Origin of the sequence: Rothia nasimurium, from assembly GCF_928381705.1 — a bacterium.
GTDB classification, from domain to species: Bacteria; Actinomycetota; Actinomycetes; order Actinomycetales; family Micrococcaceae; genus Rothia; species Rothia nasimurium_G.
Window position 1 is genome coordinate 292,008 of sequence record NZ_CAKMSR010000002.1, and the last position, 21,571, is coordinate 313,578.

The window sequence follows — 21,571 nt, forward strand, 5'->3', positions numbered from 1 at the left end:
GGTTATTGTTCCTCGTAGATGAGTGGGGTTCGGGTGTTGGTGGTGAGTAGGTCGGCTCGGGTTTTGTGCTCGGCTTGGAGGGCGTCAACGACTTTTTGCGCTTGTTCTGCTTCGGCTTCGGTGAGGTGGGGGTGTGCTTCCCGGTGGAATTCGATGGGGGCTTCGTAGATGGTCATGTGTGCGGCATGGAGGGTGGCGAGGGTTGGTTCGTCCATGTTTGCTGCGCGCCTTTCTGCGGGGCTGGAAATGGTTGGGGTGGGTGGTTGGTGGGTTTTGGGGTGTTAGGGGCTCTGGGCATGGTTCTAGCCTTTCTGGGTGGCTGTTTCCCAGTGCTCTGCGGGTATGAAGGTGCGGGCTCTTTCGCCCCAGATGGTGTAGGCGCGGCGGAGGGTCGCTGCCAGTTTCGCCCCTGTTTCTGTTTGAAGGCCGTGGCGGACGTGGTTCCGGGTGAGCCACATCGACCAGCAGACCCCAGGTTCTTTTACCGGGTCGTATTCTTTCCAGCAGTGGTAGACGCGCATGTTGTAGGCGCGGCAGGTGCTGGCGTACCCGCACCAGGGGCAGACCAGGGGCCGCTCGACGTCGGGGGTTCTGGCTAGCTCGGTGGCAATGTAGGCCCGGCCCTCTGCTAGGCGGGTTTCCTCTGCGGTTAGGGCGTCGAGCAGGTCGAGCTGGCCGGGCAGCTGGGCGGGGGCGCTCACGGGGTTCTCCTTCCTGGTGGTTTAGACCATGCGGGGGTGTGGTGCGTAGATGAAGTTCAGGTCGGGGGTTATGAGGCGGGGGTCTGTGGGTATGCCTCGTTGGGTGAGGTCGCGGTCTCGGAGCCGGGCTCCTTCTTCGCGGAGATCTTCCCAGCGCCCTGGGTGGCGTTGCTTCCAGGTGGCGAGGGTGACTTTGTGGGGGTCTACTGCTCGGGCGGCGAAGGCTTCGTTGAGTTCTTTGATGCGCTGTTTTTCGGCGGAGCAGAGGCGCTTGATTTCTGAGACGACTGGTTTTTTGTCGGTGGTTTCGCGGTAGGAGAGGGTGATTTCTTTGACCATGCGGAGGTCGAAGGGTTTGAGGGCGCGGTGCCAGGCTTCGATACTGGGGTCGTTGTTTTCGACGCGGGGGTCTAGTTTGTTGAGCCAGTCGACGAACCAGATGGTTTCTTCGGGGGTCATGCGAGTTCTCCTGCTATCCAATCGTTGCCCTGTTCGGGTCTGTTTTCGTGTTGCTGGTAGTAGCGGTTGAGGAATTGTTGGCCTGCTTGTGCTGTTACTTGGGAGCGTTCGACCCAGCCGGGGACGCGGGTGGGTTGTTGGGGGCGTGGGGGTTCGGCGGGTCCGTCTTCCCAGCCTCGGGTGTTGAGCCAGCGGGTGGGGGTTTTGGTGTATCTGGGGTCGCGGTTGGGGTTGTCGCGGTAGCGTCCGGCTGCGGCTATGAGGTGGGAGGGGTTGTTGAAGTGGGAGGCGGAGCGCCAGGCGTTGTAGGCGTCGAGTTTGCCTTCTTTGCGGGGGTAGGCTTCCCAGAATTGTTCGAAGGCTGGTGAGTAGTGGACGCGTCCGGGGGCGGGGCGTTGCCGCTCCCCCACTGTTTCGTGCGTGTGCGCGTTATTAATGGGGTGTAGTTCTTTAGAACTACTGGGGTTAATGGGGTTGTCTCGCAACGGTGCGAGGGGTGCCGTCGCATTTTGCGAGGGGGTCATGTCTGAATTGCGAGGGGTCGCAGATTGCGAGGGGGTCATGTCTGAATTGCGAGGGGTCGCAGATTGCGAGGGGTCACTCATCTTCGGCAGTGCATAAATCGTCGTCCCGTACTTACGGTCACTACCCGTTTTCGCCAGCTCACCAATAGCTACCAGCTCCGATATTTTCCGATAAACAGTAGCGTCGTGAAGCCTGCACATCTTGGCTATGGTCGGCACCGACTGGCAGCTGTTCTGCCCCTCCCGGTTGGCGGCGTCCGCAATAGCCAAAAGCACCAGCCGTGCAGTCCCCTCAGCCTGGGAATGATTCCACACCCAGGACGTCGCCTGAACGCTCATAACTTCCTCTCAAAAAAGGTGAGGGGCCAGAACATCACGCCCTGACCCCTCACGGGTTCGTATTCTTCTATTTGGCAAGCTCAGCCAAAACCGTGCTGCCCTGCTCAACCGTCAGCTGCCCAAGCGTCAGCCCCTCCACCTGGAAGAAGTTGGCAAGCTCAGCGTCCAGAGCCTCAGCAGAAGGCACCTGCCACTTAGCCCGAGCCCGAGAAATAATCTCGTTAGCCATCGGCTGGCTAATAAGCTCACCGCTAGACTGAGGCGCTGGCTCTTCCTCAATCACTTCGCCGTCCATAGCCTCAGCATTCTTTAGCGCCTCAAGTGCCTTGGCCTTAGACGCTGCCAGAGTGAGTTCGCCGGTGGCGTCCATGCTCTCCAGACGAGCCTTTTCGCGCCAGTCCTCAGTGGAAATATCTACCCACTTCACCAGGTCATGAATCGCGGTCTTGCGGATCATGGCCACCGGGTCGTTATTCCACGGTGAGTAGGAGGTGCCGTTCTTCTTGTCGCGTTTGTATGATTCGGAGGCTTCGCGGGCTCGCTTGACGCGGTCTACGTCGGCAATGACGACGTTGGAGCGGGTGCCGTCCTTGTAGCGTGCGTAAGCGTATGAGGCGATAGGCTCACCGCGTACCGCCTTGCCAAGGAACCGCGCCCGACTGTCGGCGTTCTGCCCGCCTGCGATAATGCGCGGGGTCTCATCGGCATCGAACTCCACGACGTCGTTTTCGTGGAGCACATCGGACTCGATACGTTCGATTAGGCCGGTTCGCATCATCAGCTCGATGTAGCCGATGTAGCTAACGTTGAGGGTGATTTCTCGGCCTCGGGGAATGAAGTAGACCTGCTTAGCGCTGGGGGTCGGGTCAAGCCCAAGGGCTGCGGTTCGGTGCAGGGCGAGCAGGGCGCTTGAAGGGTTTACCTTCATAACTTCAGCGACTTTTTCGTTCTCCACCAAGACAAGTTGCGCATGAGTGAGCCATTGGTTAAGGGAGCGTTGCTGGTCAACAGGTAGCGCGCTCTGGAAGTCTTCCCGCGCTTGGTTTACGAGGGCTACTGCGTTGTGCTTTCGGGTTGCGATTGCGTCTGTCATTGTTATGCTGCTTTCAGCTCGTAGGTTGGTAGGTCTGCGGTGGTTTTGCCTCTCACCGCTTGGAGGTAGGGGGTGCCACCGTTGCGGGCAGTACGGGTCACGAACTTCTCACCCTCGACGGTGCCGGTCTTGGCGTAGCCCATAAAATCGAGAATGCGGGTCTTAGCTGCGCGCTCTGCAATCTCCGCAGCCTTCTTAGCCTCAACTGCCTCGTAATATGCGCGCACCATCTCAGCGGGCACCTCAACGGTGGAGCCGTCAATCTCAGGGTGTAGCTCACGAACCGCCTCATACGTGGCGGTGTGCTCCACATCTTCAAGGGAAGGCTTCGAGTCAGTCTTGATGCTCTCGGTCAGCCGGTCAGCGGCCTTAAGCATCGTGTTCTGCCACGCCCGGTTCGCCTCGACCTTGTACTCGTCATAAGTGAACCGGGAGCCAAGCCGCGCCACGTAGGTCACCGGCACGCCCGTACAGAGCATCTGCCACTGCACCTGATCGTAATAATGGGCCGGTATCTGGTCGGTGCCGGGTTCACCCCACCCGTCCGGGCTAGTCGAGGTCTTGATTTCCAGAAGCCCGACGACGTAACCGCCTTGTTCCAGGTAGCGGTCGGGGGTGGCTCCGTACCCGCGTTCTCGGTCGTAGAACCAGACCTTGTTCTTGGGGTTGCGGACGTTGAGCTCACGGTGTCGGGCCGCGAACCACCAGGCCACCGCGGGCTCCAGCATGTGCCCGCGCTCTAGCACTTCCTCATTCGGGGGCAGCGGGTCAATGGTGCCCGCCATCTTGTGCCAGAGGCTGTAGTAGGACTCGTAGGGTGAGCGGGAGGGGATAAAGGCGGCACTAATTTTTGAGGCCGTCATCAGCCGCTTGTGCGTATCATCGCCGGGGGTGACTCCCTTGACCCCGGCGCGGTCAAAATACCACTTCCGCAGAAGCTCCGGGCTTTCCTCCGGCGAACCTTCACAGGGCGGCGCGGTAAACAATTCAGTCATGGTCAGTCTCCTATAATCTGCCGGTGCACGACCTCTAGAGGGCGGATATTCGGGTGAGCGGCAGCGAAACCGTCCAGAGCCTCGTTAGAAGAATCAACCGCCCGCTGGGCTATTTCCCGCTCATTCTCCACGTCGCCTAATGCGCTGATATTGCTCTCATGAATATCCTCATAAGCCTCCCGGCGAGCCGCTAACCTGTACTCAATGAGCAGGGCGTGCAGGCGGTGTTTTTCAGCCTGCCGCTTCTGCTGCTTCTTGATAGCTTTCTTCTGCTTCTTGGTGAGCTTCACGATGGGTTCGGTCATAGAGCCAGTCCTTTGTGGTGTAGTAGGTAAAAACAGCAAGCGGCGCGATAATCAACATCGCGCCGCCAGTAGGGGTAGGGTTCAAAACAGCCAGAGGTATCAACAACCCCCAGCACAGCAGGGCCTTAGCTCTCAGGTTCACTGCCCCACCTCGCAATACGGGCGCGGAACACCTGGCACAGCGCCAGCATTTCTTCACGAGCCTCGTCAGCATCGTCACCGCTGGTATCAACCCACTCATCACGCTTGAAAAGTGCTTCTAGCTCATCAACGGTGCCTGACCAGCAACCCATTTTGATGGTGTGCTTGCCGTTCTTTTCCTTGAAGAGAGTGGTTATCAGCCGCAGACTGGTGCAGGTGATGAGATGCATGTAGTCAGCGTTGCCGGAGACCCGAGCGTTGCCGGAGACCCGAGCGTTGCCGGAGACCCGAGCGTTGCCGGAGACCCGAGCGTTGCCGGAGACCCGAGCGTTGCCGTAGACCCGAGCGTTGCCGTAGACCCGAGCGTTGCCGTAGACCCGAGCGTCGCCGTAGACCCAAGCGTCGCCGTAGACCCAAGCGTCGCCGTAGACCCGAGCGTCGCCGGAGACCTCAGCGTCGCCGTAGACCCAAGCGTCGCCGTAGACCCAAGCGTTGCCGTAGACCCGAGCGTCGCCGGAGACCTCAGCGTCGCCGTAGACCTCAGCGTCGCCGTAGACCCAAGCGTCGCCGGAGACCTCAGCGTCGCCGTAGACCTCAGCGTTGCCGTAGACCCGAGCGTCGCCGTAGACCTCAGCGTCGCCGTAGACCCGAGCGTCGCCGTAGACCCGAGCGTTGCCGTAGACCTCAGCGTCGCCGGAGACCCAAGCGTCGCCGTAGAGGTTCTTCGTATCCTCAACCCAGCCGCCCTCATCACCAGCAGACACAACAAAACGCGGCAAATCACGAGTAGCGCGGATACGGTGCAGAGTCACACCAGCCCAGTTAACCTTGGTCTCACCAGTGAACTCATAATGTAAATCAGTCATTGTAAAAATCCTTATCGTCGGGGTCTGCGAAGTAATCACAGATATAGGGGTAGCGGGTGGAGCCGCCGCAGTCGGGGCAGGTCGCCTCGTCCTCCGGCAGCGTGTCAAACAGGAAATGGTCAGGGCTGATAATGCTCACGGGGTGACTCCCATCATTTTGAATAGCTCCCGGCGGTCTCCCACCGGCAGTCCCTTGGTCAAATACGCAAGGTTCAAGGCGACTCGGCGCGGGTCAGGCTTCGAACACTCAGCACGGATAACCGTCAAATCAACTGGCCGATATGACGGGCTCACACGGTCACTCACCGGCGTCCGCTGAGCGTGCATAGCCACCGTCCAATGCTTCGGAAAAGGCACTTACGCCACCTCCTCAAGCGGGGCCAGCTCAGCCAGCAACCACTCCAGAGTCTTAGTCGTGAACCTGGGTTGGAATCGCTCCTTGCCACCCCATTTACCGGAGGGGTGGCGAACCGCGTACCCCTTATCAATCGCCGCCGAATACACATCAAGACGAAACCCAGGGGTAAGAATCTTCTTCTCCCGCAACACTCGCTTCACATCAGCTTCGTTCACGGGGAAATGTTCGCGTAGAGACTTGCACAGATCACGGAAACCAAAAGTATGCTCAGGTGTCAGAATCTTGTCGTACACCTCAGCCTTGGGGCGGGCAACTTCCAACTCCCGGCGTGACTCCTCAGCCTGCGCCCGAAGCAGCTCGAAAACCTCAAGCACCTTCTCTGCCTCAGTTTTAGGCTTCTCATACGCCCCGGTCTTACGAATAGCCGGGAGGACGTCGTCTGTTACCCACGATTCGAATGGTTCCGCAGCTGGGGAATTAGAGCGCATAATAACCCGGTACAGGTTGCCCTCGTCAATGATGGTGGTGAGCTGACGACCACCGGCCGTAGGGGTATAAGTTTTGCTTACCCCCTTTTCGCGGAGCCTGTTGGCTACCACTGAGGCGTTGGTCAGCCCAAGTGCCTTCACCAAGTCAGCCAGCACGAACCAAGGCTCACCCTCTACGAGCAGCGCCCGCAGGGTCAGCCCGTTGAAGTCGAAAGTCTGCACATCAGCATGTGCGTTGTTGTTTGATAGAATTTCCATTGGATTAATCCCCTTTCATGGGAAATCAAAAGCCCCCTGTGTGCTGTACACGCCAGGGGGCTAACCTTTATATTGATTGACCGATAGAGAAGAAAATATGTTTGAACCGATTCGTGTGGCTCCCTATACTCACCGAATGGGGCTTCGAGAGCCTTTCGCACTTACTGATAAAATTTCCGACCGACCCGGCGCGAAAATAGCACTACAATTATGGGTAAGCAGTGCCACCTATTACGTAGGAGACGATTCGGACTTTCAACGTTTCTTACTTCAGTACGATATTGATAATTTTAAATATTCAAGGTTTGACTCTATAGACTACGTAGCGACTTTCGATTCTTGGGTATGCAAGTCAGATGAAAATTTGCTCGATGGAATAGATTTTATTCTTCAGCACATTAATACCTGGACAGGGCACGAAAAACTCAAAGAGTTTAGCCTTATTACCGAAGCTGCGAACCTGAACTACCAATACAGCGAAGAAGCGCCACACAGGCTTATGCACCGCGTTCTACCAGCAGTTCAGAAGCAGTACCTACATACCGCTCACACAGTTCCCGAGGTGACATCTCACCTACTCTCAAATGCATGGAAAGAAGCATACGGGCACAAGGGAGACCCACAGAAGGCATGGGATGAAGCGCGCAAAGCTGTAGAGAATATCCTCAAGCCAATTGTTCACCCGAAAAATAACAACTCAACCATCACAAAACTCATACGAGATATTGAGGTAAAGCCCAGTAAGTACCGTTGCTCAATCCCGCTTAAGCCCGGCGAGGACACGAGCCCTGTGCTCAAGTTCGTCGAACTGCTTAAGATGATGCCCTACGCTGAAGTACATCACGGCGGAAACATAACGCTGGAATCTGTTGAGCCTACCCGTGAGAACGCCAAGACCCAGGCGCTTCTGGCGGCAACGATATGTCAAATCGTTGCTGACGGCGGCTTTACCCTCGCAGAGTAAATAGGTCACCACAAAGGGAGCCACGGCGTCATAAACTTCTACGGGGTCGTATGGGTTATCAAGTTCCCTGAGCTTATTCTCTAATTTCAGTCTGTGGGAAAATGGGATAAATGTTGGTCTATTGAAAAATTCAAGAATAGTTGTTTTCTCAGACAAAGAGTTATCCTTTTCTTTAATTTTACGCATTTGACTTACCCATTCCTAACTTCTCGAATTCTTCCTGCCATATCTGCTGGCTAATCTCACGAATCTCAGACCAAATGAATGTTGAAATCTCAAGGTAAGAGAACGCTGGCTCGTCAAGCCGTGCACCCTTTTGAGCAACAATTTCGCTGAGCTTCTGCTCAAAATCAATGAGCTGCACAATGCGAGGGTCAAGCCCGTATGGAGAGTCGATATTTTCGCCCATACGGCGCATGACAGCGCCCTGTACTTCTCCTCGTTGCTTTAGTATTTCGAGTAGATTGGCCATCTGGTAGACTCCTTTGCAACATTCGGCCCGCAACGCTCCTTCCGCTTGCGGGTCATTTCCTTTTTCAGGTAGGTCAGCGGGGCACCCCAATGGGTTTCAAAAGCTAAATGGGTGAACTGTCATGTTTAAAGCTTTTTGCACTTAGGTGGGGTGTCCCGCTTCGCGCCTCCCCTGGGTCTTGCACCCAGCAGTGTCTCTACAAGGTGAGAGGCATATCTTGCACGGCGCGACCTAGCGCCATGACTCCCAACCGTCTACCGTTACCTCCCGAAAGCCTTATGGGCTGTACCCCCCTACGCTCTGGCAGGGGCTCTTTCAGGGTGTAGGGCCGAGCGCGGTGTCTCGCTAGCCCCGTATCTCTCCACGGCGGGATATTCAATTTCCAAACAGCACCCCCGCTTATAGCCCAGGGGTTAGGCCGCCCGCAGAACCTGCGAGCCTTTACGCCTTGCGGCGCCCGGCCAATAAATCGGCTCTTCCGCATGGGCATCGAGGTAATCCTCAAGCCACTGCACCCGGTACTGAACTTGTCGCCCAGCGCGGGTAAATCTTGGTGCAGTACCGGCGGTACGCCAGCCCCGCAAAGTCTCGGGTTTCACCCCGAGATATTCCGCAGCCTCCGACTCAGTCAGCCGCGCCCTCGGATCTAACGGCTCAAACATCTAAGCCGCCAAAAGAAACTGCCCAAAATAACGGGCAAAAACCTGCTCAAACAAAGGACGGTCAGCTTCCGTATACGCCAGAACCTGCCGAACCTGCCCATTAGCAAGCGTCAGCGGCGACTTGCCAGGTTCCACACCGTGCTCCGAGATGTAGGCCTTCTTCACTTCTTTGCCGAACTGACCAGCACGCTTCATCTGCGACCGTGACAGGTTCTTTTCCTTTAAGAAATCAGTGGTATAAAGCGGGGTACGAGCTGGGTCAAGCTCCGGCACTTCATGGAGTGAGCGAGCAAGGACGACACGGGCTTTAGCTTCTAGGTGGTCAGGGTGAACCAGACCCTTAGCCGCCTGCAAAGCGTTAAGCTGAGACTGACAGGCAAGCTGCAACGCCTGCTCCTTGAACTGGGCGACCTCAATCTCCTTCACCTGCACGTTGAAACGAGTCGCAGAGCCGGTAGTGAAGTAATCATTGAGGGCTTTAGCAGCCTCCTTCTGGTAGGCGATAAGCACCGGGCGAGCCTCAGGCTTAACCTTGTTCTCACTAAGGGCCGCCAGCCACATCGGCACAGCGTCCTTATGCAAAGCCGTCATTTCACGGGTTTTCCCGTCCGCACCAACCGTTTCGATTTTCGAAACAGTTGCCCAGCTCTTTTCTCGCAGCTTTACAGTCTGGCTAGCGAAGCTGATTCCGAGGGCGTCGCACATAGGCTTCAGAGCAATAAACTCTTCCTCGACCACCTGTAGGCCGGGGGTGTTCTCAATCTTGATTAGCTCCATGAGTAGGGGATCCTTTCCAATTCACATGACCTGCAAGTAAGTCGCAGACCATCTAAGCCATTTGTTTCTGTTCCATTTGAAACAGCTCGACCAAAAAAATATGGTCAGTTTTCATAGCCAGAGCCTCAGTGATAGCCCCAGCCGTCTTAGAGCTGCAAGTACCTCGATAGCCACTGGATATGTTCCAGACCGTCTGAGGGTTTAGCCCCGCTCTTTTTGCAAGGGCCTTGTAGTCCAGCCCTCGGATTTCCATAGCCCAGTTCAGATTGTAGGTATCAACCTTGATTCGACCGGGCTGGGTTCGCACTTTCATGGCGTCACCTGTTTCGTTCGTTTCTGTTCCGTTTGGCACACCTCCAGCATACACACACGTTTACGATTTTGTAAACGCACATGAGATAATTTTTCTCGTGGGGCTTGGAAGTACGCGAGTTTCACGCTTGTAATTTGTTTATAATCCATAAACATAACCCCTTGTCAGGGCGACATTTCAGCGAGACTATCAAGACATGAGCAAACTATCTGAACACCTAAACAATTTGAACCGCGGAGAGCTTTCGACGCGCCAAATTTCCAACATGGCCGCCAAGCAGGGTGTATCAGCAAGCCATGTAACACTGTCTCGCTACCTGCGGGGAGATCACCCAATCCCCGCCAAGCGCGCCCCTCTGGAAGCTTTCGCAATAGCTTTCGGCGTCTCTGTTGAACCTCTCATAGAGCTGGGGAATCAGTCGGAGGAAGGGTATCCTTTCGAGCTACCTGCGAAAGCTGCAACCCTCAACGAAGCGGAGCGTGCCGCGATTCTTCATCTCATTGACGTCATGGTTGCCAGCAAGCTACCCACATCGCTCCCCGGCACCGTCGCTCACCAGGTAGAAGAAATACGGCGTGAGCAAGAACTGGAGCGCCTGGCGAATAAGTTTGGTGACTTCCACCCGGAGCGGGCTGGTTATGATCTGGCTGCGCACCACGACGACGAAGCCCGGGCGCGCATGGACTGGCTCGACAACCTCGGCGAAGAACCACAAGACTAAAACACCCACACAATACAAGGAAAGCAGAACATGAAATACGGCTACAGACTCTTCACCATCAATCTCCTCAAAGAACACCGCAGAACAGCACTCCCTTTCACCACTGATGCTTTGCACGTACCAGACGGCACAGCAGTAGATGACATCCTCAACATCGCCAACGCAAACATCGGCGTAAAATACTTCCACCCTCTGAAGCACCTACGCTACATGCCAGAAGACCGCAACGAGCTCGACCCCGAAAAAGACAAAGCACTTACCTTCATTAGCGCCGAGCACAGTAGCGGCTACATCACCTTCGAGTTCCGCTGGGGCAAACCAGGCTCCCACGACACAGCCCTCAGCCGCAGAGATGTCGACGTACCACTCGGCACCGAAGCCGCACCCTCAAACCTCTTCAGAGCAGTCCTATACCTACCAAAGGGCAACACCAAGACCGGAATTCTCGCCGTAGAAACACTAGGCCGCCTCAACGTCGCCTCAGACTTCATCAGATATATCTCATGCCTACTCGAAGACTACAGCGTTGCTCAACCACTCCCACAGCCCGGGTGGTGGGACTTCCGCATCCAGCCCGCAGCAGACGCCAACAGGCTCGAACGTCAACTCGAAAATGGAACCATCAAAGAGGTAAAGCTCCAAGTAAAACGTGTAGATCAAGACGGACGACGCCACGAAGCTGAGAAAACCTACACTCAAACAGCATTTACCGACGATGAAGCAGCTGAAGTCAAGCGCACATCCACCAGCTGGTTCCGGAAAAAGATCACCCCAGAAATGGAAGACGACTCAGACATCAGAGACGTAGTTGCTCATGTCGCACCTGAAGTTGAAAACATCGACTGGAATGACGGATCAATTACTTTCCGCACCGATGATGGCCAGAACAAAACCATCAGCCCCGACGACATGTCAGCTGTCTTTCAATACCACCTGGGAACACGTCGCCCATCGATGATGGAGTTCATCGACAGTTCACGATCTACAGCACATGCTCTTCAAGAACCCCTCGAGATTGAGCTAGATTTATAACAAAGGAAAGTTAAAAGGAGGTGCAGCATGCTAGTGAAAGATGCACTTAAGGAGATACAAGGCAGTACCAGGCTTCCTCGCGTGAGCAGGTGGGCCCTGTTTATCTTTGGTGTCCCTCTGGCCGCTAGCCTGCTCATTCTCTTCTTCAATGTTTCTATTACTGCGCCTGCCGCGATTCTAACCATGGTCGCGTTGCTCTTTAGCGGGTATCTTTCAGGCTTCGTCCACTACTCAACAATTAGGCAAAAGCTAACAGAGCAAGAGGAAGAGTACACATACTCCAGAGCCCCTGAACGTAGGTTTGTGGATCATACTGCCACGCTGCTCCTATTTGGTGCATGCTGTTCCGCCGCCTCTGCAGCCGTGCTGGCATGCATTATCGCGGTTACCCCTGCAAATACCGCGCTGTGCCCAATCGCCTCAGCGGCGGTAGCCGCAACGGCCCTGACCCCGATTACCCTTTTTGCCAAGGTTGCCACTCTCTTGTCGCAGGTCTATAAGCAGGTTGTTTCTAAGCCCCAGACGCCTAAAACATACTAAATAAAATTGGTACACTCATTCGATTAAATGTCGAATTAATGTTCTACTGCCTAGACATCATCAGCACCCACCTCGCCGTAGCGGTGGCATATACAGACGGTCTCGGGCGCATATGGGTAGACCCCCGGCTCACCCGCACAGAGCGCCGGTGCGCCCTCGTCCACGAACACCGGCACCTCGCCCACGGGGACACCTGCCACAGCGAGAAGGCAGAGCGCCGCGCCCGCCGTGAAACCGCGCTCATACTCCTGCCCCAGCTCCCCACAGCCCACGACGACCTCACCCCGCATCAGGTGGCAGAGCACTACGACGTGACCCTCACCGTCCTCACAGACCGGCTCCTAATAGAACGCGGCGAACTCTAACCCCTCCCCTATCGCTTCACTCACACACACTGGCGCTACATCAGCGCACCCAAAAACAGGAAGGACACCCCTACCATGCCCCGCGAAAGACTCCCCATCGGCGAACTCGGCAGCATCAACACCCGCAAACTCCCCAACGGAAAATGGGAAGCCCGCGCCAGAATCAGAGGCAAAGACGGACGCACCCACCTACTCCAAGCCACCGCCGAAACCAAAACCCGCGCCACCACCGCTCTCAAAGCCAAAGCCACCAAAACCCTCCCCACAGGCACCAGCGCCATCACCGGCCAAACCCGCCTCACCACCGCAGCCGAAAAATGGGTCACCACCCTCACCGGCTCCGGCCTCAAACCCTCCACCATCAGAACCTACGAACAAGCCACACGCCTCCACATCATCCCCCTGCTCGGCGAACTCTCCATCCAAGAAATCACCACCAGCAGAGTCACCGAGTTCTTACAGCAGGTAGCCGAACCCAGACCCACAGACAACAACGGCACGACACTAGGAGGGCCAACCTCAGCCGCCCACGCCAAAATCTGCCTCTCCCTGATCTACAAAATGCTCATACACGACGGCGTACTGGAGCACTCCCCCGTAACCCACGCTCAGGCCCCGCGCCGCAGAGCCCGCCCGGTCAAGGCCATGACTGTAGAGGATATCCTCGGCATACGGCAAGATATTCTGGCCTGGGGTGCCCAGCGGGTACCAGGCCCGCCCCGGCAGGCCGACTTGCTCCTAGACTTCGTGGACGTCTTGGCCGGTACCGGTATGCGCCCGGGTGAAGTGCTGGCCCTTTCCTGGCGTGATATTTCTTTCGCCACCGGAGTCATCTTTGTGCATTCCACCTTGACACAGGTCAAGGGGCAGGGGCTAGTAGTGCAGCCGACCCCGAAGAGCCTTTACTCGGAGCGCGGCCTGCGCATGCCGGAGCTGGTAGAGCGAGTGCTATGGGCGCGGCGCTCACGGGCAGGCAACCCAGTGGACGGCCCAGTCTTTGCTACCCGCAACGGCACCTATATAAGTGACTCGAACATGCGCCGCATGTGGCGGGCGGCTGTGAGCGAAAAATACTCCCATGTATCTTTTGCTGATTATCGGAAGGCCGTAGCTACGCTGATTGAACGCGCAGAAGGTATGGAGGCAGCAGGCAAGGCCCTGGGTCACTCCTCGCCGGAGATTACTCGGAAGTATTACGTGGAGCGCGATCAGATCGTGGACTTCTCAGAGGTGATTGATTCGGCTCTTGCTCTGGAGATGAAGTGATTTTGATGGGTTTTTGATGGACTGGGGGTATTTGTACCGATAAGAAAAGCCCCGGTTACTAGGTGTTTTTCCTAGTAACCGGGGCTTTGTCTGTCGGGTTGACAGGATTTGAACCTGCGACCCCTTGACCCCCAGTCAAGTGCGCTACCAAGCTGCGCCACAACCCGATTGTCTCTCGTGAACTTTGCTGTTCCCTTGAGCACTCGTATAACTATACACACCTCTTTGAGAGAGTGCAAAATCGAAAACCGGGTTTTTGGGGCTTTTTTGGAGCGTTTTAGGTCACATTTCAAATGGGCCGGTGTTAGCGGCGTCCGCCCTTACCTGACTTACCGCTCTGGCGCTCCCCTAGGCTGCGGCGCTCACGCACGCGCATGGTGATGTCGATGGGGGTGCCGGTGAAGTCGAAGGTTTCACGCAGACGGCGGGCGATGAAGCGGCGGTAGCCGGGGTCCAGGAAGCCGGTAGTGAAGAGAACGAACTTAGGCGGACGGGAGGACACCTGGGTGCCGAAGAGGATACGGGGCTGCTTGCCACCGCGCAGGGGGTGGGGGTGGGCGGCCACGATTTCACCCAGGAAGGCGTTGAGACGGCCAGTAGGAATACGGGAATCCCAGGATTCCAGGGAGTGTTCCAGGGCGGGAACCAGCTTGTCCTTGTGCCAGCCGGTCTTAGCTGAGATATTCACACGCGGCGCCCACTTCACATGGGCCAGGTCGCGCTCGATTTCGCGTTCGAGCATTTCGCGGCGGTCTTCATCCAGGGTGTCCCACTTGTTGAAGGCCAGCACCATGGCGCGCCCGGAGTCAACAGCCATCTGGACGATACGGACGTCCTGCTCGCTCAGGGGCTCAGAAACATCCAGCAGAACAACAGCAACCTCGGCGCGTTCAATCGCGGTCTGGGTGCGTAGGGAGGCGTAGAAGTCAGCGCCCTTGGCCATGTGCTGGCGGCGGCGGATACCTGCGGTATCGACGAAGCGCCAGGGGCGACCGCCCAGTTCGACGATTTCGTCCACAGGGTCGCGGGTGGTGCCAGCCAGGTCGTTGACCACGGCTCGTTCTTCACCTGCCAGCTTGTTGAGCAGGGAGGACTTGCCCACGTTGGGGCGACCAATCAGGGCGATACGGCGGGGGCCACCCAGGGCCTCGGGCTCGGCGTACTGAGAGTGCTCAGGCAGTACTTCCATCATGGCGTCGAGCATGTCAGCCAGGCCGCGGCCGTGGACACCTGAGACGGGGTGGGGCTGGCCCATGCCGAGTGACCAGAGCGCGTGAATTTCAGCTTCCTGGTGTTCGGTGTCGACCTTGTTGGCAACCAGCAGGATGGGCTTGTCGACGCGGCGAAGCATACGCACGATAGCTTCGTCAGTGGCGGAGATGCCGACCATGGCATCTACCACGAGCAGGACGACGTCGGCGTGGGCAACAGCGATTTCGGCCTGAGCCGCAACCTGCGCGTCGATGCCCTTGGCGTCGGCTTCCCAACCGCCGGTATCGACCAGGGTGAAGTCCTTGCCGTTGTGTTCGGCCTTGTAGGAGACACGGTCACGGGTCACGCCGGGCTTGTCTTCAACCACGGCTTCACGCCGGCCAAGGATTCGGTTAATGATGGTGGACTTACCGACGTTGGGGCGGCCCACGATAGCGACAACGGGGTCAGCTTCCTGGTTGTCATCCTCGTCGATATCGAATCCCCAGGAGCCCAGCAGGGCGCGGTCTTCTTCGTCCAGGTCGTAGTCTTCGAGGCCGGCCAGCAGGGCTTCGGCTCGCTGGTTGGCGGTTTCGTCGTCGATGTCGGCTAGGCGGTCCGATACGTCATCGTCGCCGCCGAGGAACTTGACCTCGTAGTCGTCGTGGGGGGTGAGTTCGTCGCTCATGGGCGATACCTCCTGTGGTGCGGGCCCGGCGGGTGCCGGGGTGTGGTCTTAAGTCTAATGAATGGGGCGGACGCGGGCCGCCCGGGCTGGTCTTAGCTGTTGAGTTGGGCTTCTACAGCGTCGATGACGGCGGCGATGGTCTCTTCAAAGTTGAGGTCTGACGAGTCAACGAGGGTAACTCCGTCGGCGGCTTCGGTGAAGCTGGTGACCTTGGAGTCCTTGGCGTCACGGGCTGAGACTTGGGCGGCCAGCTGTTCGGAGTTCTGGGTGCCGCCCAGCTGCAGACCGCGGCGGGCCAGACGAACTTCTTCGCTGGCAGTGAGCAGGACGCGGGCGTCGGCGTCGGGGGCAACGACGGTGGTGATGTCGCGACCTTCTGCCACCATGCCGGTCTTAGAACGGGCGATGAAATCCCGCTGCAGGTCAATCAGGATCTGGCGGACGTCCATATTCGAGGCAACCGCTGAGACGGCCTCTGAGATGCGGGGCTCACGGATAGCCTCGCGCACGTCTACTCCCCCGACTTCGATGACCTCTTCGTCGGGGCTGGTGCCCTGCACATAGGGGAAGCTGCGGGCAGCAGCAACCAGGGCGGCAGCGTCGGAGGTGTCCACCTGGGCGTCCAGGCAGTACCAGGTTAGGGCGCGGTACATTGCGCCGGTGTCCAGGTATTCGAGCCCGTAGTGGCGGGCCACGGCCTTAGAGACCGAGGACTTGCCGGAGCCAGAAGGGCCGTCAATGGCGATCACGAGCTTGTCAGACATAGTTTTCTTCCTTACTTGACGACCTTCCAGCCGCGGCTGGTGAGGTCTTCGATGAGTTTTTCGTGTTCATTGGGGTTGACCGAAATTTCGGCCATGCCGACCTGGGCACCGGGGGAATGCTCTAGGCGCAGGTCCTCCAGGTTGACTCCCAGTTCACCGATTTCTACGAGCAGTCGGGCTAGGGTGCCGGGGGCGTCGTCCACCAGCACGGTGAGCTGGGCAAAAGCGGACGGCGATCCGCCGTGCTTACCGGGGATACGGGCAACACCCGAGTTTCCCTCGCTCATGAGCTGAGCGATATCGAGCCGGGCTCCGGCTGCGGTGGGAGCTTCCAGGGTACTGATGAGACGTTCAAGGTCCTCACGCACCCCGTAGAGGGTCTGTACCACAGGTTCGGCGTTGGCTGAGAGTATCTGTACCCACAGGCCCGGGTCTGAAGCGGCGATACGGGTGGTATCGCGCAAGCCCTGCCCGGCCAGCCCCAGCGCATAGAGGGGGGTGTCCTGCAAGCGGGAAGCCAGCAGGGAGCTCATGACCTGGGGCACGTGCGAAATCAAGGCGACGGTGCGGTCGTGCTCGTCCACATCCATATGGGTGATGGTTGAGCCCAGCTCGGTGGCTACTTGTTGGGCCACTTTGACCAGTTCGGGGCGCACTGTCTCGTGGTCACAGAGCACCCAGGGACGGGCTGAAAACAGCTCACCGCGGGCGGCCACGGGGCCAGATTTCTCGCGCCCAGTCATGGGGTGAGTGCCCAGGTAGCGGCTCACATCGGCCCCAGATACTCGCACTGCGCTCAAGATTCCCGACTTGACCGAGGCAATATCGATGACAAAGGACGCCGGGTAGTCGGCGAGCGCACGCACCACCAGGTCGGCGGTGACGTCCGGGGGTGCTGCCACGACCACCAGCTGGGGGGCGAGTTCCAGCTGGGCGGGGGCGTCCTGGCCGTCCTTGCCCTGCCATTCGCGGGTCAGAGCCCGCAGGGAGGTGCCGGCGCCGATGTCTTCGGCGACGGCTTCGGTGGTGGGTGAGATGTCAGAGATATAGACCGTGTAGCCGCGGTGGCTCAAACCCAGCCCGATGGAGGCGCCCAGCAGGCCCGCCCCGATGACCAGGACGGGGCCGTGCAGGTGGGAGTCAAAAGCGGGGGTTGCTCCGCTCATTACATACCTACCGAGGCCAGCAGCTTACCGATTTCGACCTTGGAGAGGTTGCGGACGGTGCCCTGCTTTTGGGAGCCGATGTGGATGGGGCCCATTTCGACGCGGACCAGCTTTTCGACGGGGTAGCCGACGTGCTCGAACATGCGGCGGATAATGCGGTTCTTGCCGGAGTGGATGGTGACTTCAACGAGTACGTGGCCGGGGGTGGAGTCCACCAGCTTGAACTCGTCGACGCGGGTGACGCCGTCCTCCAGGCGTAGCCCCTTCTTCATGGCTGCGCCGATGCCGGGTTCCATGGGGCCGGGTACCTGCACCAGGTAGGTCTTGGGTACCTCGTAGGAGGGGTGGGTCAGGCGGTTGGCTAGTTCGCCGTCGTTGGTCAGCAGGAGCAGACCTTCGGTTTCAACGTCTAGTCGGCCCACGTGGAAGACGCGTTCGGTCATGGAGGAGCGCAGGAAGTTGGAGATGTTGGGGCGACCGTCGGGGTCGTCCATGGCTGAGACAACGCCAGCGGGCTTGTTGAGCATCATGTAGACCAGCTTGTCGTTGGTCTGGATGGTCATGCCGTCGACCTGGATAGTGACCTTATCGGGGTTGACGCGCACACCCAGTTCGGTCACGAGGGTGTCGTTGACGGTGACGCGGCCTTCTTCGATCATCTCTTCGCAGACGCGGCGGGAGGCCACACCTGCGGACGCCATGACCTTCTGCAGGCGGACGCCCTCATGGTCGTAGAAGGGGTAGTGGTCAACGGGCGCATTCTTGGGGCGGCGCGGACGGTGGGGGCCAAAGTTCTTGGAGCCGCGGTTAGCGGGGCGGAACTCGCCCATTTCCTTAGCGAAGGGCTGGCCTGAGCGGAACTTAGGGCCCTTACCTGTACCGGCCTTGCGGGGGCCACCGGGAGTGCCGGGCTTAGCGCCCTTGTTACCGGCGAAACCTGAGCGGCCTGAACCGCCCTTACCGGCTCCGCCCTTGCCAGCGCCGGCAAAACCCTTGCCGCCGCGTCCGGATCCTGCTTTGCCTGCACCGGGGCGGCCGCCGCGGTTTGAGTTACCTCGTGATGAGTTGTTTCCGTATGCCATTTCTTTTATCTCTTTCCTCTGTGTCGTAGTTTCTGGTGATGCCGCAGCTAGCGTGTGCGCTAGCTGGGGTCATCCAAGTCTAGGGTGGTACTGCTGCCCACCTCGTGGGGGTCGGGTAGGTAGGGGGCCAGGGCGGGAAGCTCGTCAAGGGAGTTCAGCCCCAGCTTTTCAAGCAGGGTGTCGGTGGTGATGTACTGGGTGGCCCCGGTTTCATCGGGCACGGTCTCAGTGATGAGGCCGCGCTGTAGGAGGTTGCGCACCGCCGCGTCTGCCGAAACCCCGCGCACCTGGGCAATATAGGCCCTGGTGGCCGGTTGCTGATAGGCAATAACGGCCAGGGTTTCGAGGGCTGCCTTGGTGAGTTTGACGGTCTGGGCGCCCACCACGAACCGGCTGACCCAGGGTGAAAAATCAGCCCGGGAGTAGAGCCGCCAGCCACCTGCCACCTGGCGGAGCTCAAAGCCGCGGGGCTCGTGAGTGCCGGTGGCATCGTCGTAGCCGTCGTAGTCGCGCATCAGCTCGTCGAGGGCGGTTTCGATGGCTCGTTCTGAGACGATCAGGGCCGCCGCGAACTCGCGGACGCTCACCGGCACATCGGCTACCGCCAAAATCGCCTCGATAGCGGCTTTCACACCGCCGGGTTGGAGCTCAACTCGGTTGAGTTCGTGGGCGGACGCCGCCACCTGCGGAGCGGCTTTCGCTGGCTTGGTAACGGGTTGGGGTGCTACCGGGGAGGTTTCTTCTGGTACTGGCTCGGGCTGCGGTGCTGGCTCAGCTTCGGGCTCCGGCTCCGGTTCAGCGTCCCAGCTGCCGGAGAGCAGAATCTTGAGGTCATCGTCGGTGTAGTCGGGGTTCCCGCTCATTCTGTCTCTCCTTCCCGGTGGGCGGTTGCTGAGCTTTCAAGGCGCAGGGTGATGGGGCCCAGGGCCTGGCTCTGTTCTACGGCGAGTTTGCCCTCTTTATAGAGTTCTAGAACCGCAAGAAAACGGACGGCCACGACTTCGCGGCTGGCAGCGTCCGCACAGGCCTCGGCGAAGCTCAACTGCCCGCCGCTCTCCCCCAGCTTGGCCAGTAGCGTCGCTTCTTCGGCTGCGATGGTGGTGGCCGGGGTGTAGATGTGGCCGGTGTCGATGTGCTCGGGTTCCGGCTCGATGTCGGGGTCTTCGTGCAGGCGCAGGGCGCGGGCGGCAATCTCAGCAAATGCCTGCGGGGTCAGGTCGAAGACCAGCTCGGGTAGCACCTTGGTGAAGGCCGGTTCGAGGGCTACGGTGCGGGAAAAGCGCTGATTTTCTGCGGTGAAGCGCTCTTCGAGCACGCTTGCCACCTCGCGGTAGGCCCGGTACTGAAGCAGGCGGGCAAAGAGCAGGTCGCGGGCTTCAAGCAGGTCGGGGTTAGCGGCTAGAGCTTTGTCGCTGCGCGGGAGCAGTCGCGCTGTTTTGAGTTCGAGCAGGGTGGAAGCGGTGACGAGGAAGTCGCTTGCGGTGTTGAGGGCGGCATCGCTGCCGTCTTCAAGCAGGGGGCGGATGTAGGTGAGAAATTCGTCGGTGACTTCGGCCAGGGCGATATCGGTGATATCGAGTTTACGGCGGGAAATCAGGGTGAGCAGCAGATCGAAGGGGCCTTCGAAGTTGCTCAGGGTGAGCGTAAAGGGCGCAGGGGCGCTCTCGGTAAGTATGTTCGGTACCGTCACGGCAGCGAGTCTCCTGTGGGTCTTTGAGCCAGGATTCGGCGGCTTCTCATGAGCCGTTCTTTTACTGTGTTTTAACCATTGTGCCCGCCTGCCCCGAGGTTCTTCAAGGGCAGACGGGCAAAAGTAGCCTAGAGCATAGGGGCAGGTGGGCTTAGGGGGCGCCGCCGCGGGAGATCAGCTCGCGGGCCAGCTGGCGGTATGCCTCGGCACCGGGGTGGTTAGAGGCATACGACAGGATAGGTTCTGCCGATACGGAGGCATCGGGGAACTTAACGGTGCGCTTGATGACGGTGTCGAAGACCTTGTCACCAAAGGCGTCAACGATGCGGGCCAGCACCTCTTTTGAGTGTAGGGTGCGGGAGTCGAACATGGTGGCCAGCACTCCGTCAATTTCGAGCTTGGGGTTCAGACGGTCCTGGACCTTTTCGATGGAGTCCACCAGCAGGGCTACCGCGCGCAGGGCGAAGAACTCGCAGATGAGCGGGATGATGACGCCGTGGCTGGCGGTCAGGGCGTTGACGGTGAGTAGGCCCAGGGAGGGCTGGCAGTCAATCAGGATAACGTCGTAGTCGTTTTCGACCTTGCGCAGGGCGCTGGCGAGAACCTGCTCGCGGGCGACCTCGTTGACTAGCTGCACTTCGGCTGCGGAGAGGTCGATGTTGGCGGGGAGCAGGTCGATGTTCTCGAATTCGGTGCTCTGGATAACCTCGCGGATGTCGACCTTGCGGTCCATCATGACGTTGTAGACGGTGAGGTCGAGTTCGTGGGGGTTGGCGCCGAAACCGGCGGAGAGGGCGCCCTGGGGGTCGAAGTCAACGAGCAGGACGCGACGTCCGGCTTCTGCGAGCGCTGCACCGAGGTTGATGGTGGAGGTTGTTTTTCCGACGCCGCCCTTTTGGTTGACCATGGAGATGATGCGGGCGGGCCCGTGGGTGGAGAGCGGGGCGGGGTCGGGGTAGATGCGCAGGGGGCGGCCGGTGGGGCCGAGCTGCTCAGCGCCGGTTTCAGTCACTGTGTTCTCACCTTTGGTTGGGTTCTAAGACTTTTACCTATCAGTTTAGCCGGTGGGTGCAAGTCATCACCTTCTAGTTCATTTCAACGACGATTTTGCCGGGGCCGCCTTGCCTGCTGCGAGCAGGTCGAGGGCTTCTTCCAAACGCTAGGAACCAGGAGGTTATGCCAGGTAGCTGTTACCACAGCTCCAAAGGATTAAACCAATGATCGTTGTTAGGGAACACCTTGAGTGAGTTATCAGTATGAGCGACCTCAGCAGTCACTGAAGTTACAGATTTACCAGATTTGGAATCTCAAAACCTTCTGTGCGGTGACTACATGCCACTACAATCGTTAA

General features: G+C 58.5%; 27 protein-coding genes and 1 tRNA gene. 6 read left to right on the forward strand and 22 right to left on the reverse strand.

The window, feature by feature from the left end:
* Positions 1 to 2: 2 nt before the first annotated feature.
* From L6762_RS03065 to L6762_RS03110, 10 genes are all read right to left on the reverse strand, one after another.
* Entirely contained in the window at positions 3 to 215 is a 213-nt protein-coding gene (locus L6762_RS03065) for a hypothetical protein (RefSeq protein WP_237185516.1), read from the reverse strand.
* Between the two features lie 87 nt (positions 216 to 302).
* Positions 303 to 701: a hypothetical protein gene (locus L6762_RS03070; protein ID WP_237185517.1), complete on the reverse strand. Its 399-nt coding sequence runs from the start codon at positions 699 to 701 to the stop codon at positions 303 to 305.
* Between the two features lie 21 nt (positions 702 to 722).
* Positions 723 to 1,160 (reverse strand): hypothetical protein, encoded by a 438-nt coding sequence (locus L6762_RS03075; protein WP_237185518.1) that lies wholly within the window; start codon positions 1,158 to 1,160, stop codon positions 723 to 725.
* Positions 1,157 to 2,023: a helix-turn-helix domain-containing protein gene (locus L6762_RS03080; protein WP_237185519.1), complete on the reverse strand. Its 867-nt coding sequence runs from the start codon at positions 2,021 to 2,023 to the stop codon at positions 1,157 to 1,159. Before L6762_RS03080 ends, L6762_RS03075 begins: the two co-directional genes overlap by 4 nt.
* 67 nt (positions 2,024 to 2,090) lie before the next feature.
* Complete coding sequence (locus L6762_RS03085) at positions 2,091 to 3,116, reverse strand: RecT family recombinase (protein WP_237185520.1); 1,026 nt, start codon at positions 3,114 to 3,116, stop codon at positions 2,091 to 2,093.
* Positions 3,117 to 3,118: 2 nt separating this feature from the next.
* A complete protein-coding gene (locus L6762_RS03090) occupies positions 3,119 to 4,111 on the reverse strand; it encodes a YqaJ viral recombinase family protein (protein WP_237185521.1) in 993 nt (330 codons plus the stop codon).
* A gap of 2 nt (positions 4,112 to 4,113) precedes the next feature.
* Entirely contained in the window at positions 4,114 to 4,416 is a 303-nt protein-coding gene (locus L6762_RS03095) for a hypothetical protein (RefSeq protein ID WP_237185522.1), read from the reverse strand.
* A 125-nt stretch (positions 4,417 to 4,541) separates the two neighbouring features.
* Positions 4,542 to 5,423 carry a polymer-forming cytoskeletal protein gene (locus L6762_RS03100; protein WP_237185523.1) on the reverse strand — a complete coding sequence of 294 codons (882 nt, stop codon included), beginning with the start codon at positions 5,421 to 5,423 and terminating at the stop codon, positions 4,542 to 4,544.
* Positions 5,416 to 5,562 (reverse strand): hypothetical protein, encoded by a 147-nt coding sequence (locus L6762_RS03105; protein WP_237185524.1) that lies wholly within the window; start codon positions 5,560 to 5,562, stop codon positions 5,416 to 5,418. Before L6762_RS03105 ends, L6762_RS03100 begins: the two co-directional genes overlap by 8 nt.
* A 218-nt stretch (positions 5,563 to 5,780) precedes the next feature.
* Positions 5,781 to 6,527: a BRO family protein gene (locus L6762_RS03110; protein WP_237185525.1), complete on the reverse strand. Its 747-nt coding sequence runs from the start codon at positions 6,525 to 6,527 to the stop codon at positions 5,781 to 5,783.
* 97 nt (positions 6,528 to 6,624) lie between these two features.
* Here L6762_RS03110 and L6762_RS03115 point away from each other — a divergent pair, with 97 nt between their 5' ends.
* Positions 6,625 to 7,491, forward strand: coding sequence for a hypothetical protein (locus tag L6762_RS03115; RefSeq protein WP_237185526.1), 867 nt, complete (start codon positions 6,625 to 6,627; stop codon positions 7,489 to 7,491).
* A 178-nt stretch (positions 7,492 to 7,669) separates the two neighbouring features.
* Here L6762_RS03115 and L6762_RS03120 read toward each other — a convergent pair whose 3' ends face one another.
* From L6762_RS03120 to L6762_RS03130, 4 genes are all read right to left on the reverse strand, one after another.
* Entirely contained in the window at positions 7,670 to 7,963 is a 294-nt protein-coding gene (locus L6762_RS03120) for a hypothetical protein (protein ID WP_237185527.1), read from the reverse strand.
* 413 nt (positions 7,964 to 8,376) lie between these two features.
* Positions 8,377 to 8,625 (reverse strand): helix-turn-helix domain-containing protein, encoded by a 249-nt coding sequence (locus L6762_RS12015; protein WP_423817076.1) that lies wholly within the window; start codon positions 8,623 to 8,625, stop codon positions 8,377 to 8,379.
* On the reverse strand, positions 8,626 to 9,402 hold the full coding sequence (locus tag L6762_RS03125; RefSeq protein ID WP_237185528.1) for a phage antirepressor N-terminal domain-containing protein: 777 nt from the start codon (positions 9,400 to 9,402) through the stop codon (positions 8,626 to 8,628). It abuts the gene before it with no gap.
* 52 nt (positions 9,403 to 9,454) lie between these two features.
* Positions 9,455 to 9,754: a hypothetical protein gene (locus tag L6762_RS03130; protein WP_237185529.1), complete on the reverse strand. Its 300-nt coding sequence runs from the start codon at positions 9,752 to 9,754 to the stop codon at positions 9,455 to 9,457.
* 157 nt (positions 9,755 to 9,911) lie between these two features.
* Between L6762_RS03130 and L6762_RS03135 the strand changes: the two genes are divergently transcribed.
* From L6762_RS03135 to L6762_RS03155, 5 genes are all read left to right on the forward strand, one after another.
* Positions 9,912 to 10,436: a hypothetical protein gene (locus tag L6762_RS03135; RefSeq protein WP_237185530.1), complete on the forward strand. Its 525-nt coding sequence runs from the start codon at positions 9,912 to 9,914 to the stop codon at positions 10,434 to 10,436.
* A 30-nt stretch (positions 10,437 to 10,466) separates the two neighbouring features.
* Positions 10,467 to 11,468 carry a hypothetical protein gene (locus tag L6762_RS03140; RefSeq protein WP_237185531.1) on the forward strand — a complete coding sequence of 334 codons (1,002 nt, stop codon included), beginning with the start codon at positions 10,467 to 10,469 and terminating at the stop codon, positions 11,466 to 11,468.
* Between the two features lie 27 nt (positions 11,469 to 11,495).
* Positions 11,496 to 12,008 (forward strand): hypothetical protein, encoded by a 513-nt coding sequence (locus L6762_RS03145; RefSeq protein WP_237185532.1) that lies wholly within the window; start codon positions 11,496 to 11,498, stop codon positions 12,006 to 12,008.
* A 38-nt stretch (positions 12,009 to 12,046) separates the two neighbouring features.
* Positions 12,047 to 12,373 carry a hypothetical protein gene (locus tag L6762_RS03150; RefSeq protein WP_237185533.1) on the forward strand — a complete coding sequence of 109 codons (327 nt, stop codon included), beginning with the start codon at positions 12,047 to 12,049 and terminating at the stop codon, positions 12,371 to 12,373.
* A gap of 75 nt (positions 12,374 to 12,448) precedes the next feature.
* Positions 12,449 to 13,639 (forward strand): tyrosine-type recombinase/integrase, encoded by a 1,191-nt coding sequence (locus tag L6762_RS03155; RefSeq protein WP_237185534.1) that lies wholly within the window; start codon positions 12,449 to 12,451, stop codon positions 13,637 to 13,639.
* A gap of 93 nt (positions 13,640 to 13,732) precedes the next feature.
* On the opposite strand, the gene L6762_RS03160 is transcribed toward L6762_RS03155, so the two are convergent.
* From L6762_RS03160 to L6762_RS03195, 8 genes are all read right to left on the reverse strand, one after another.
* A tRNA-Pro gene (locus tag L6762_RS03160) sits at positions 13,733 to 13,806 on the reverse strand.
* 137 nt (positions 13,807 to 13,943) lie between these two features.
* Complete coding sequence (gene der, locus L6762_RS03165) at positions 13,944 to 15,518, reverse strand: ribosome biogenesis GTPase Der (protein WP_237185535.1); 1,575 nt, start codon at positions 15,516 to 15,518, stop codon at positions 13,944 to 13,946.
* Between the two features lie 92 nt (positions 15,519 to 15,610).
* Entirely contained in the window at positions 15,611 to 16,282 is a 672-nt protein-coding gene (gene cmk, locus L6762_RS03170; protein WP_237185536.1) for a (d)CMP kinase, read from the reverse strand.
* Between the two features lie 11 nt (positions 16,283 to 16,293).
* Complete coding sequence (locus L6762_RS03175; protein ID WP_237185537.1) at positions 16,294 to 17,448, reverse strand: prephenate dehydrogenase; 1,155 nt, start codon at positions 17,446 to 17,448, stop codon at positions 16,294 to 16,296.
* Positions 17,448 to 18,530 carry a pseudouridine synthase gene (locus L6762_RS03180; RefSeq protein WP_237185538.1) on the reverse strand — a complete coding sequence of 361 codons (1,083 nt, stop codon included), beginning with the start codon at positions 18,528 to 18,530 and terminating at the stop codon, positions 17,448 to 17,450. The genes L6762_RS03175 and L6762_RS03180 overlap by 1 nt, the downstream gene beginning before the upstream one ends.
* 59 nt (positions 18,531 to 18,589) lie before the next feature.
* The gene (scpB, locus tag L6762_RS03185; RefSeq protein ID WP_237185539.1) at positions 18,590 to 19,393 is read right to left on the reverse strand and encodes an SMC-Scp complex subunit ScpB; all 804 of its coding nucleotides are present in this window, start codon (positions 19,391 to 19,393) and stop codon (positions 18,590 to 18,592) included.
* Entirely contained in the window at positions 19,390 to 20,220 is an 831-nt protein-coding gene (locus L6762_RS03190; RefSeq protein ID WP_237185540.1) for a segregation and condensation protein A, read from the reverse strand. Before L6762_RS03190 ends, scpB begins: the two co-directional genes overlap by 4 nt.
* Before the next feature lie 151 nt (positions 20,221 to 20,371).
* Complete coding sequence (locus L6762_RS03195; protein WP_237185541.1) at positions 20,372 to 21,232, reverse strand: ParA family protein; 861 nt, start codon at positions 21,230 to 21,232, stop codon at positions 20,372 to 20,374.
* Positions 21,233 to 21,571: the final 339 nt, after the last annotated feature.

What these genes read in the sequence shown, in the direction of transcription:
- L6762_RS03110 (WP_237185525.1), bottom strand. Translation starts at nt 6,527, where the DNA reads ATGGAAATTCTATCAAACAACAACGCACATGCTGATGTGCAGACTTTC.
- L6762_RS03135 (WP_237185530.1), top strand. Translation starts at nt 9,912, where the DNA reads ATGAGCAAACTATCTGAACACCTAAACAATTTGAACCGCGGAGAGCTT.
- L6762_RS03140 (WP_237185531.1), top strand. Translation starts at nt 10,467, where the DNA reads ATGAAATACGGCTACAGACTCTTCACCATCAATCTCCTCAAAGAACAC.
- L6762_RS03120 (WP_237185527.1), bottom strand. Translation starts at nt 7,963, where the DNA reads ATGGCCAATCTACTCGAAATACTAAAGCAACGAGGAGAAGTACAGGGC.
- der (WP_237185535.1), bottom strand. Translation starts at nt 15,518, where the DNA reads ATGAGCGACGAACTCACCCCCCACGACGACTACGAGGTCAAGTTCCTC.
- cmk (WP_237185536.1), bottom strand. Translation starts at nt 16,282, where the DNA reads ATGTCTGACAAGCTCGTGATCGCCATTGACGGCCCTTCTGGCTCCGGC.
- L6762_RS03080 (WP_237185519.1), bottom strand. Translation starts at nt 2,023, where the DNA reads ATGAGCGTTCAGGCGACGTCCTGGGTGTGGAATCATTCCCAGGCTGAG.
- L6762_RS03115 (WP_237185526.1), top strand. Translation starts at nt 6,625, where the DNA reads ATGTTTGAACCGATTCGTGTGGCTCCCTATACTCACCGAATGGGGCTT.
- L6762_RS03155 (WP_237185534.1), top strand. Translation starts at nt 12,449, where the DNA reads ATGCCCCGCGAAAGACTCCCCATCGGCGAACTCGGCAGCATCAACACC.
- L6762_RS03150 (WP_237185533.1), top strand. Translation starts at nt 12,047, where the DNA reads ATGTTCTACTGCCTAGACATCATCAGCACCCACCTCGCCGTAGCGGTG.
- L6762_RS12015 (WP_423817076.1), bottom strand. Translation starts at nt 8,625, where the DNA reads ATGTTTGAGCCGTTAGATCCGAGGGCGCGGCTGACTGAGTCGGAGGCT.
- L6762_RS03125 (WP_237185528.1), bottom strand. Translation starts at nt 9,402, where the DNA reads ATGGAGCTAATCAAGATTGAGAACACCCCCGGCCTACAGGTGGTCGAG.
- L6762_RS03075 (WP_237185518.1), bottom strand. Translation starts at nt 1,160, where the DNA reads ATGACCCCCGAAGAAACCATCTGGTTCGTCGACTGGCTCAACAAACTA.
- L6762_RS03175 (WP_237185537.1), bottom strand. Translation starts at nt 17,448, where the DNA reads ATGAGCGGAGCAACCCCCGCTTTTGACTCCCACCTGCACGGCCCCGTC.
- L6762_RS03090 (WP_237185521.1), bottom strand. Translation starts at nt 4,111, where the DNA reads ATGACTGAATTGTTTACCGCGCCGCCCTGTGAAGGTTCGCCGGAGGAA.
- L6762_RS03095 (WP_237185522.1), bottom strand. Translation starts at nt 4,416, where the DNA reads ATGACCGAACCCATCGTGAAGCTCACCAAGAAGCAGAAGAAAGCTATC.
- L6762_RS03085 (WP_237185520.1), bottom strand. Translation starts at nt 3,116, where the DNA reads ATGACAGACGCAATCGCAACCCGAAAGCACAACGCAGTAGCCCTCGTA.
- L6762_RS03065 (WP_237185516.1), bottom strand. Translation starts at nt 215, where the DNA reads ATGGACGAACCAACCCTCGCCACCCTCCATGCCGCACACATGACCATC.
- L6762_RS03145 (WP_237185532.1), top strand. Translation starts at nt 11,496, where the DNA reads ATGCTAGTGAAAGATGCACTTAAGGAGATACAAGGCAGTACCAGGCTT.
- scpB (WP_237185539.1), bottom strand. Translation starts at nt 19,393, where the DNA reads ATGAGCGGGAACCCCGACTACACCGACGATGACCTCAAGATTCTGCTC.
- L6762_RS03100 (WP_237185523.1), bottom strand. Translation starts at nt 5,423, where the DNA reads ATGACTGATTTACATTATGAGTTCACTGGTGAGACCAAGGTTAACTGG.
- L6762_RS03180 (WP_237185538.1), bottom strand. Translation starts at nt 18,530, where the DNA reads ATGGCATACGGAAACAACTCATCACGAGGTAACTCAAACCGCGGCGGC.